Genomic DNA, 10,779 nt, shown 5'->3' with positions numbered 1-10,779 from the left:
ATCATCGACTGCACGCGCTTGCCGTGCTGGCTGCCGAGGTTGTACACGTGCGTGCCGACGCGCGTCGAGCCGACGAACGAGATCGCCTTGATGTCCGGATGCGTGCAGAGACGATCGACGACCGCCTTGCCGCCGTGCACGACGTTCAGCACGCCCTGCGGCACACCGGCTTCGATGGCCAGTTCGACGAGCTGCATCGTCGACAGCGGATCCTGTTCGGACGGCTTCAGCACGAAGGTGTTGCCGCACACGATCGCCATCGGGAACATCCACAGCGGGATCATCGCGGGGAAGTTGAACGGCGTGATGCCCGCGCACACGCCGATCGGCTGGCGCAGCGTGTAGGTGTCGACGCCGCCCGCGACGTTCTCCGCGAACTCGCCTTGCTGCAGCGTGCCGATCGAGCATGCATGCTCGACCACTTCGAGGCCGCGGAAGATGTCGCCTTGCGCGTCGGGCAGCGTCTTGCCTTGCTCGGCCGTCAGCGTGTGCGCGATCCGTTCGAGATTGCGGCGCACCAGGTCCTGGAACTTCAGCATGATGCGCAGGCGCGCGCCGATCGGCGTCGTCTTCCAGGTCTGGAACGCGCGCTGCGCGGAGGCGATCGCGGCATCGACCTCGTCGAGCGTCGCGTACGGCACGCGGCCGATCACTTCCTGCGTCGCGGGGTTGACGATGTCGCCCCATTCGGCGCTGTGCGAATCGACGAACGCGCCGTCGATCAGCAGCTTGGCGGTGGGCAGGGCGAGGGTGGTCTGGGGAACTGCGGCGTTCATGGATGTCTCCGGGAAACGATGGTGCGAAGAAAAAGCGGGGCTGCGTCCGTCGCGCGTGCGGCCACGGCGGACGGCAGGTCGAACTGAAAATCGGGGCGACGCGGGCCGGGGTGCTTGCCTTACGGACGCGCTGGACGCATCAAGGCGGTACACCCGAGCGCGAACACGCCGAAGCCGACGAGATACGCGATCACGTAGTGCGGCTGGCCGCCGCCGGCCTTGAGCAGCGACGTCGCGATCATCGGCGCGAAGCCGCCGCCGATCACGCCGGCGAGCTGCACCGACAGCGAGATGCCGCTGTAGCGGATTTCCGCCGGAAACTGCTGCGCGAACAGCAGCGACTCCGGCGCATACAGGATCGGGAACACGACGCCGAGGCCGAGCACGATCGCCCACCATGCGGTCGACGTCTGCTGCGTGCCGAGCATCATGAAGAACGGCGCGGCGAACGCGCACATCAGCACGAGGCCGATCGCGAACATCCGGCGCTGGCCGATGCGGTCGCTGAGATGCCCGCACAGCGGCATCGTGACGAGCGACAGCGCCGCGCCGGCCGTGATCGCGTGCAGCATGTCGGCCTTCGGCAGATGCAGTTGCTGCGTCGCGTACGCGAGCCCGAACGTGACGACCAGGTAGAACCACGTATTCTCGGCGGCGCGTGCGCCGACGATCGTCAGCACTTCGCGCGGATGGCGGCGCAGCGCGGCCGTCACCGGCGACTTCTCCGCCTTGCCCTGGCGCTGCATCTTCTCGAAGTCCGGCGATTCCGGCACCTTCGCGCGGATGAACCAGCCGAGGCCGACCAGCGCGATGCTCGCGAGGAACGGCACGCGCCAGCCCCACGACAGCATGTCGGCATCCGGCAGCGCGGCGACGGCGGCCATCGCGACCGACGACAGGATCAGCCCGAGGCCGACACCCGTCTGCGGCAGGCTGCCGAACAGCCCCTTGCGGCCCTTCGGCGCATGTTCGACGGCCATCAGCACCGCGCCGCCCCATTCGCCGCCAACCGCCATGCCCTGCAGGAAGCGCATCGCGATCAGCAGCGCGGCGGCCCAGTAGCCGATGCGGTCGTACGACGGGATCAGCCCGATGACCATGCTCGGCACGCCCATCAGCAGCAGCGTGATCATCAGCATCGACTTGCGGCCGATGCGGTCGCCGAAGTGGCCGAACACGATGCCGCCCATCGGCCGGCCGATGAAGCCGACCGCGAACGTGCCGAACGCGGCGAGCGTGCCGACGACCGGGTCGAGCGACGGGAAGAAGATGCGGTTGAAGACCAGCGCGGCGGCGGTGCCGTAGAGGAAGAAGTCGTACCACTCGATCGTGGTGCCGGCCATGCTGGCCCAGCCGGCCAGCAGGTAGTGCTTCGCGGTGCGGGTCGGGGCCGGCGCCGCGACGGCTGCATGCTCATCGAGGGTGGATCGGGTCTGCATGATGTCTCCGGTTTTTGTTGCCCGCGGCTCATGGTCCGCAGGTCACGGTCGAGTATAGTTATGCGCGGATCCATGATGTAGCGACAAGAAAACCGGTTGGATATGCATTTATGCATATCGACGGCCGGCCTGGAGATTCCTGCAATGCGACACGCCACCGAGCCGGTTTCCGGCAACCTGAACTGGGACGACCTGCGCTTTTTCCTCGAAGTCGCGCGCACGCAGCGCGCGAGCGGCGCGGCGAAGCGGCTCGGCGTCGACTACACGACCGTCGCGCGGCGCATTCGCGCGCTCGAGGCCGCGATGGGCACGCTGCTGTTCGACAAGTCGCGCTCCGGCGGCTTCACGCTGACGGCCGAAGGGCAGCGGCTCGTCGCGTATGCGGACGCGATGGAGACGACCGTGCAGTCCGCGTGCGACCAGGTCGCGAATACCGGCGAGGCGCTGTCGGGCCACGTGCGGATCGGGTCGACCGAAGGGTTCGGCTGTTTCTTCCTCGCGCCGCAGCTCGCGCGGTTTCGCGTCGCGCATCCGCATGTGACGGTCGACCTGCTGCCGGTCCCGCATTTCGTCAACCTGCCCAAGCGCGAGGCCGATCTCGCGATCACGCTCGAGCGGCCCGAACGCGGGCCTTACGTGGTCACGAAGCTGTGCGACTACCAGTTGCGGCTCTATGCGACGCGCGACTATCTGGCGAATCATCCGCCGATCGCCCGCACCGACGATCTCGCGCACCATGCGTTCGTCAGCTACGTCGACGATCTCGCGTTCAGCAGCGAGCTGTTGTACCTGGAGCGGGCGGTGCCCGGCGCGACGGCCGGGTTGCGCACCACGAGCGTGATCGCGCAGGTGTTCGCGGCGCTGCAGGGCGGCGCGCTCGCGATCCTGCCGTGCTTCATGGCGGCCACGCAGCCGGCGCTGGTGCCGGTGCTGCCGGACGACGTGATGGTCACGCGCTGCTTCTGGCTGACGTGTCGCGAGGATCTGCGCAAGCTGCGGCGCGTGACGGCGCTGTGGGATTACCTGCGCGCGGCGGCGGACGCGAACCGGGCGTTGTTGATGGGCGAGTCGGAGCGGCTTCGATTCGTCGGGGATCCGGAATAGCGGAGGGGGATGAGCCGGTTGCCGAGGTGGCGGCGGTGATCCGCCGGGCGGGAGGCGGCGCGGCGGCCACGCGGCAAGTCACCTCGCCGCGGACCGTCAACCCGCCATTTGCGCGTCGCGTGGTGCAACGCGCGCACGGTCATGCGCCGCCGGCACTCAATTCGCGCAACCCAGCCGATCCGCGAGTTCGCTCAGGTCCTTGACGTCGAAGTCCCACGCATCGGCGGCTGTCAGGTCGGTGGTCTGGTTCGGCCCGTGCTCGGTCGGGCGCAGCACGAACGCGGTCGCCAGCCCGAGTTGCCGTGCGGCGGCGAGATCGCCGTTGTGCGCGGCGACCAGGCACAGCTCGGCCGGCGCGATACCGAGAATCTCGACCGCTTCGGTGTAGACCTTCGGCGACGGCTTGTAAGCGTGCGCGACCTCGGCACCGAGAATGGCGTCCCACGGCAGGCCGCCGTGCTTCGCGACGTCGATCATCAGCCGGATATTGCCGTTCGACAGTGGCGCGATCACGTAGCGCTGCTTGAGCCGCTGCAGCGCCGCGACGGCATCGGGCCATGGATCGAGCCGGTGCCAGGCGAGATTGAGCGCGTCGATCTCGGCGTCGGGCACGCCGTCGATTCCGTAGCCGTCGAGCGTGCGCACGAGATTCTCGCGATGCAACACGTCGAGCCGCACGTAGCGCCGGCGGCCGCTGCGGATTTCTTCCATCGACGGCGAATAGGCGCGGCGCCACGTATCGGCGAATTCGAATGGATCGAGATCGGGCGCATGACGCGCCNTCGACGATCGTTCCGAATACATCGAACACGAGCGCCTTGATGTCGGCGGGATTCGTCATGGGATTCCCCGTGAAGGTCGGTCGATGGGGACGCGCGGCGCTGCATGGCTGCAACGCGTGACGCCGGCTCCAACGACATTGAATCACGGTTCCGCAAACGCGGCAGGCCGCCCCGTCGCGGCGAGCCGGAGCGGGGCGCGTTGCAACGCAAGCGCCCCGCCCGGGCCGGGCTCAGCGCTTGTCGTACGAGAACTGGATGCCGGCGGTGCCGCCGGTCTGGATGAACAGGTCGATGAACGCGGGGACGGTGGCGCTGCGGGCCCAGTCGCGCTGCAGTTCGCAGAACAGCTGCGCGACGCTGATCATCTGGCCGCCGGCCTGCTCGATGCGGCGCAGCGCGGCTTCGTGCGCGGCGACCGACGTGCCGCCGACGGCGTCGACGACCACATAGACTTCGTAGCCGGCCTTCAGCGCGTCGAGCGCGGGGAAGGTCAGGCACGCTTCGGTCCACAGCGCGGTCATGATCAGTTTCTTGCGGCCGGTGGCTTCGACCGCCTTGCGGAACTCGACGTCTTCCCACGAATTGATGCTGGTGCGGTCGTAGGTCGGATAGCCTTCGAGCGCGGCGCGCAACTGCGGGATCGGCGGCTTGTTCAGGCCGGTCTGCACGTTGACGGTCGAGTGGACGATCGGCAGGTCATATGCAACCGCGGCCTTCGACGCGCCGACGATGTTGTTGATCAGCAGCTGGCGATCCATCGAGGCGATGGAGTTCACCTGGACCGGTTGGTAATCGATGACGATGAACGCCGCGTTCTGCGGGGTGAGCAGGTGGTCCTTCGCGGGATCGCGAATCGGTTCGCTTGCCATGGTTGCCTCCGGAGTCAGGGCAGGAAGTGAGAGAAATCCGGGCGGCCGGGAAGCCGTCCGGTCGCGGCGTCAAAGCCGCGCTGCGTCGATGAAGGATGCTATGCGTGCAACAACCGGGTTTCCAGTCCCTTAAAATGCCGTCAGTGTTCTATGGATGGAACAATCATGCATGACCTGAACGACCTCTACTACTTCGTGAAGGTGGTCGAGCACGGCGGATTCACGCAGGCGGGGCGCGCGCTGGATGTCCCGAAATCGACGCTGAGCCGGCGCGTCGCCGCGCTGGAAGCGCAACACGACGTGCGGCTGCTGCAGCGGACGACGCGTCATTTCGCGGTCACGGAAACCGGCCGCGAGTTCTACGAGCGGTGCCTCGCGGTGCTGGTCGAAGCCGACGCGGCGCGCGAGGTGATCGAGCGCCGGCACGCGGAGCCGCGCGGGATCGTCCGCGTGAGCTGCCCGACCGCGCTGCTCGAATATCGTGTGAGCACGCTGATCGCGCGCTTCATGGCGATCCATCCGGCGGTGCAGGTGCATCTCGAGGCGACGAATCGCCGCGTCGACCTGTTGAGCGAAGGCTTCGACCTGGCGCTGCGCGTGCGTTTCCCGCCGCTGGAGGACAGCGACCTGGTGATGCGGATTCTCGGCGACAGCCCGCAGCGGCTGGTGGCCGCGCCGCAGTGGTTCCACGGGCGCCCGGTGCCGACGGCTCCCGCCGAACTGGCCGGCGAACCGAGCCTCGACTGGGGGCCGGCGCGGCATCACGTCTGGCAGCTGGTCGGGCCGAACGGCGAGCACGCGCAGTTGCGCCACCACCCGCGCTACATCTCCGACGACATGCACGCGCTGCGCGACGCGGCGATTCATGGCGTCGGCATCGTGCAGCTGCCGTGCATGGTCGTCGACGACGACCTGCGCGACGGCACGCTGATCGACGTGCTGCCCGGATGGGCGCCGAAGGGCGGCGTGATCCACGCGGTGTTTCCGTCGCGGCGCGGGCTGCTGCCGCGCGTGCGGCTGCTGATCGATTTCCTCGCCGAACACATCCGCAAGGATTGATGCCCGGCTGCCGCGTTCGGCGCGCCTTGCACTGGACCCGTTCGCGCCGCCAGGCGCGGATGCATGGCCGGCGCCGCGCAACCGTCTGACGATTGGGGGCGCATGCCGGCGCAACCGCGCGTAAGCCCTGATGTATGCGGATGCGCCGGGCGACACGGATTGGTGTTAAATGTATTGGTGGTATGTATCGTGTGGTGCGCGTTGGGGCACGCGCGCATGGGGGCGCCTTGGGTTCGCGTAAACCCGAGGCGATGAGCGGCACGAAGGATCGCTAACGAATCGGGCGCATCAGACCCGGTCGAGCTGACGGCAGGATTCATCTTGAATACCGAACCGCAAAGTTCTCGCTACAGCCTCGGGCTCGCAGCGGAAGTCCTCGCGTCCGAGCAAAGCGTGCTGAGACTGATCACGCGCAACACACCGCTGCCGGAACTGCTCGTCGAGGTATGCCGGCGCGCCGAGGCATTGCTCGGCGACGGCGCGTCGTGCACGATCCTGCTGCTCGACCCGGACGGCGTCCACGTGCACGTCGGCGCCGCGCCGTCGCTGCCGGCGCAGTACAGCGCCGCGATCGAAGGCGCGTCGATCGGGCCCGCCGCCGGCTCGTGCGGTACGGCCATGTACGAGCGCAGGATGATCGCCGTCGAGGACATCGAAACCGATCCGCTGTGGGCCGATTTCCGCGCGTTCGCACTGCCGCTCGGCTTGCGCGCATGCTGGTCGGTGCCGTTTCTGGACGACGCCGGCACCGTGCTCGGCGCGTTCGCGGTTTATCACCGCACGTCGCGGCGGCCGAGCGATGCCGAAACCGACCTGCTGCGCGATATCGGCAACAGCGTCGGCCTCGCGGTGCACCAGGACCGGATCGCGCGGCAGCTCGCGCGCAGCGAGGAACATCACCGCCTGGTCGTCAACAGCCTGAACGAAGGGATCCTCGTCGTGTCGCGCGACGGCGTGGTGGTCGCGAGCAATCCGAGCGCGAACCGCATGATGCGGGTGAAGGGCGAGCTGGTCGGCCGCCGGCTGTCGTCGGTGATCCTGTACAAGCTGCACGAGGACGGCACGCCGATCGCGCCGGACGACTGGCCGAGCCGGCGCGCGTTCGCCATGGCCACGCCGCTGCTCGACTACTCGGCCGGCTTCGGGCTCGCGGACGGCGACATCATCTGGGTGCGCGGCAACGCGGTGCCGATCCTGAAGCCGGGCGAGACCCAGCCCGAATCGGTGCTCATGTCGTTTCACGACATCGGCCCCGTGCGCGAAGCGCAGCAGCAACTGCGCTATCTGGCCACGCGCGATGCGCTGACGGGCCTCTACAACCGGCGCTGGCTGTCCGACCGGATGCGCGAGCTGTTCGGCACGCGCGAACCGGCGGCGGGGCCCGCGCGCGTCGCGATCCTGTTCATCGATCTGGTCGGGTTCAAGAAGGTCAACGACACGGCCGGCCACGACGCCGGCGACGCGCTGCTGCGCAGCGTCGCGGTGCGGCTCGGGGCGTGCGGCGGCGGCCGGCACGCGCTCACGCGCGTCGGCGGCGACGAGTTCGTGATTCTCGTCGACCACTGCGACGACCCCGACACGCTGGCCGTGCTCGCGCGCGAGGTGATCGACACGATCGCGAAGCCGTTCGCGATCGCGAACAACGAATACTGGCTCGGTGTTTCGATCGGGATCAGCGTCGCGCCGCGCGACGGCGACGATGCGGTCACGCTGATGCGCAACGCCGACTCCGCGATGTACGACGCGAAGCAGCGCGGCCGCAACCACTTCACGTTCTTCACCGCGCAGCTGAACCTGCGCCTGCAGCGCCGTTTCGCGATCGAGCAGTCGCTGCGCCGCGCGATCTCATCGGATACGCTGCGGCTCGCGTACCAGCCGGTCGTCGACGCACGCAGCGGCCGCACGGTCGGTGCCGAAGCGCTGCTGCGCTGGACGAGCCCCGAGCTCGGGCCGATGTCGCCGGCGGAATTCATCCCGGTCGCGGAAGATACCGGGCTTATCGTCGCGATCGGCCAGTGGGTGCTCGAAACCGCCTGCCGGCAGGCCGCCGAATGGCGCCGCACGATCGCGCCCGACCTGATGGTGGCGGTCAACCTGTCGCCGCGGCAGTTCCATGAAGGACTGGTCGAGTCGGTTTACGACTGCCTCGCGCAGACGCGGCTCGACCCGGGTGCGCTCGAACTGGAAATTACCGAAGGATTACTGATGAACGACACGGACACCGTGCTGCCGATGCTCGAAGCGCTGACCGACATGAACGTGCGGATCTCGGTCGACGATTTCGGCACCGGCTATTCATCGCTCGCCTACCTGAAGCGTTTCCCGCTGCACAACCTGAAGGTCGATCGTTCGTTCGTGTCGGGCGTGCCCGATCATCGCGACTCGGTCGCGATCACGCAGGCTGTCGTCGCGATGGCGCATTCGCTCGGGATGAAGGTCACCGCGGAAGGCGTCGAGACCGAGGCGCAGTCGTGGTTCCTGCAGCAGATCGGCTGCGACATGCAGCAGGGTTACCTGTTCGGCCGGCCGCTCGATCCGACCGACTACGCGCGCCGGCTCGTTGCCGTGTAGCCATTCAATCGAAGCCGTCGCCAACGGGCGACGCGGGCGGGACGGTCGGGGAGGGCGGCGCATCGATCTCGACGCGGTTCTTGCCGTCGTGCTTCGCGCGATACAGCGCGCGATCGGCCGCCTCGATCAGCGACGTCGTCGGCATGCCGGGGGCCGGCACGATGCTCGCGCCGCCGATGCTGATCGTCACGTGGCGGCCCGTCGACGAATGCGCGTGCTCGAGCCGCAGCGCCTCGATCGCGAGGCGGATCTTCTCGCCAAGGAGCCGCGCCGCGCCCGGCGACGTGGCCGGCATCACGACCGCGAACTCCTCGCCGCCGAACCGCGCGGCCAGGTCGCCGGACTGCCCGAGGCAGCGTTCGATGGCCGTCGCGACCTGCTTGAGCACGCCGTCGCCCGACACGTGGCCGTACGTGTCGTTGTACAGCTTGAAGTTGTCGACGTCGATCATCAGCAGCGACAGTTCGCTGCGCTCGCGCGTGCCGCGCCGCCATTCGGCGGCCAGGTATTCGTCGAGATAGCGCCGGTTCGACAGCCCGGTCAGGCCGTCCGAGTGCGTGAGGCGCCGCAGTTCGAGGTTGGCTTCCAGCAACTGCTGCTGCGATTGCCGCAGCGCGCGATAGGCCTCGTCGCGTTGCAGCAGGTTCATGTACGAGCGCGAGTGATAGCGGATCCGTGCGACCAGCTCGATGCGATCGGGCAGTTTGACGAGGTAGTCGTTCGCGCCGGCCGCGAACGCGGCGCTCTTGATCACCGGTTCTTCCTGCGTCGACAGCACGATGATCGGCACGTCGCGCGTCGCCGGATTCGCGCGATAGGCCTTCACGAGGCTGAGGCCGTCGGTGCCGGGCATCACGAGATCCTGCAGGACCACCGTGGGCCGCGTCTCGAGCGCGGTGGCCAGCGCATCGTCCGAACGCGGGCAGTAGTGGAAGTCGATGTCTTCCTCGTCGACGAGCGCGCGCCGCACGGCTTCCGCGACGATCGTCTGGTCGTCGACCAGCAGCACCATCGCGGGGGCGCCGGCGTGCGGCGTGTGCGGTACGTGCGCGGCGTCGAGTGCCGGATGCAGGCTACCGGGCGGGCGGGTGAAGTCGCTAGTCATGATCGATGCCGGATTGCGCGATGCGGCGACGGGTGTAACGGGGTTTCATCGGGCGTCAGAGTCGCGAGAGTGCCGCCAGTTCGCCTGCGATGCGCTCGAGCGGCAGGATCGCGCGCGCCGCGCCGAGCGTCGCGGCTGCTTTCGGCATCCCGTAGACGGCGCTCGTCGCCTCGTCCTGCGCGATCGTGTGATAGCCCTTCATGCGCAGCGCCTTCAGGCCGATCGCGCCGTCGCGTCCCATGCCGGTCAGCAGCACGCCGATCACGCGGCCCGGCCAGTGCTCGGTCAGGCTGTTGAAGAACACGTCGACCGACGGCCGGTACGGCGTGGCGGCCGGCTCGCGCGTGTACTCGAGCGTGCCGGCGCGCGTGATGCGCAGGTGGTCGTCGGTCGCCGCGAGCAGCGCGATGCCCGGCTGCGGGCGATCGCCTTCGCGCGCGACGCGCACGGTCAGCGGCGTCTGGCCGTCGAGCCACTGGGCCATCCCTTCGGCGAACGCGCGATCGACGTGCTGGACGATCACGATCGGCGCGCTGAAGCTGGCCGGCAGGCTGCCGAGGATCGACGCGAGCGCGCCGGGGCCGCCGGCGGATGCGCCGATCGCGATCAGCGGGCCGCCGCCCGCGCGCACCGTCGTGCCGGCCGTGCGGACGCCGCCGGGCGCGTCCAGCAGGCGGCCGATCTGATCGATCTTCGCGAGCAGCAGTTGCGCGGTGTCGCCGGCCGCGCCTGCGCCGAGGCGCGGCGTGTCGACCGCGTCGAGCGCGCCGGCGCCCATCGCCTCGAACACGCGCCACGCGTTCGCGCCGATGCAGCTCGTCACGATCAGGATCGCGCACGGGCGGCCGGAGCGCATGATCCGGCGCGTTGCCTCGATCCCGTCGCACTTCGGCATGATCAGGTCCATCAGCACGACGTCGGGCGGTTGCAACGCGCACAGTTCGACGGCCTGCGCGCCGTCCGTCGCGACCCACAGCACGCGATGCTCGGGCCGGCGCGCGATCGCACGGCGCATCGCCTCGACGGCAAGCGGGAGGTCGTTGACGATGCCGATGTTCACAAGCGGGATACTCC

General features: G+C 68.6%; 8 protein-coding genes and 1 pseudogene. 3 read left to right on the top strand and 6 right to left on the bottom strand.

The genetic code is table 11. The features are described 5' to 3' along the window. Together ACTJKF_RS24855 and ACTJKF_RS24850 are read right to left on the bottom strand one after the other, a co-directional pair. Window positions 1–776: aldehyde dehydrogenase family protein (locus tag ACTJKF_RS24855; protein ID WP_440626972.1), on the bottom strand; the 776-nt coding region annotated here is incomplete at its 3' end. Between the two features lie 119 nt (window positions 777–895). Next, window positions 896–2,215 (bottom strand): MFS transporter, encoded by a 1,320-nt coding sequence (locus ACTJKF_RS24850; RefSeq protein ID WP_440626971.1) that lies wholly within the window; start codon window positions 2,213–2,215, stop codon window positions 896–898. Window positions 2,216–2,359: 144 nt separating this feature from the next. On the opposite strand from ACTJKF_RS24850, the gene ACTJKF_RS24845 reads away from it, so the two are divergent. Next, entirely contained in the window at window positions 2,360–3,319 is a 960-nt protein-coding gene (locus tag ACTJKF_RS24845; protein ID WP_440626969.1) for a LysR family transcriptional regulator, read from the top strand. A gap of 156 nt (window positions 3,320–3,475) precedes the next feature. Here the strand turns inward: ACTJKF_RS24845 and ACTJKF_RS24840 are convergent. Next, window positions 3,476–4,160 (bottom strand): annotated as a pseudogene (locus ACTJKF_RS24840) (haloacid dehalogenase type II). A gap of 171 nt (window positions 4,161–4,331) precedes the next feature. After that, window positions 4,332–4,970, bottom strand: coding sequence for a hydrolase (locus ACTJKF_RS24835; RefSeq protein WP_440626967.1), 639 nt, complete (start codon window positions 4,968–4,970; stop codon window positions 4,332–4,334). Window positions 4,971–5,135: 165 nt separating this feature from the next. On the opposite strand from ACTJKF_RS24835, the gene ACTJKF_RS24830 reads away from it, so the two are divergent. Then, entirely contained in the window at window positions 5,136–6,029 is an 894-nt protein-coding gene (locus ACTJKF_RS24830) for a LysR substrate-binding domain-containing protein (protein WP_440626965.1), read from the top strand. Window positions 6,030–6,350: 321 nt separating this feature from the next. Continuing rightward, window positions 6,351–8,600: a putative bifunctional diguanylate cyclase/phosphodiesterase gene (locus ACTJKF_RS24825; RefSeq protein ID WP_440626963.1), complete on the top strand. Its 2,250-nt coding sequence runs from the start codon at window positions 6,351–6,353 to the stop codon at window positions 8,598–8,600. 4 nt (window positions 8,601–8,604) lie between these two features. Here the strand turns inward: ACTJKF_RS24825 and ACTJKF_RS24820 are convergent, their stop codons facing one another. Further along, a complete protein-coding gene (locus ACTJKF_RS24820; protein ID WP_440626961.1) occupies window positions 8,605–9,705 on the bottom strand; it encodes a diguanylate cyclase domain-containing protein in 1,101 nt (366 codons plus the stop codon). Window positions 9,706–9,760: 55 nt separating this feature from the next. Beyond that, the gene (locus tag ACTJKF_RS24815) at window positions 9,761–10,765 is read right to left on the bottom strand and encodes a chemotaxis response regulator protein-glutamate methylesterase (RefSeq protein WP_440626959.1); all 1,005 of its coding nucleotides are present in this window, start codon (window positions 10,763–10,765) and stop codon (window positions 9,761–9,763) included. Between the last annotated feature and the right edge of the window lie 14 nt (window positions 10,766–10,779).

The organism is Burkholderia sp. 22313 (assembly GCF_052045245.1).
In the GTDB taxonomy this organism is placed as follows: Bacteria; Pseudomonadota; Gammaproteobacteria; order Burkholderiales; family Burkholderiaceae; genus Burkholderia.
The sequence above is the reverse complement of the archived record's forward strand: the minus strand, read 5'-3'. Positions and strand labels throughout refer to the sequence as shown.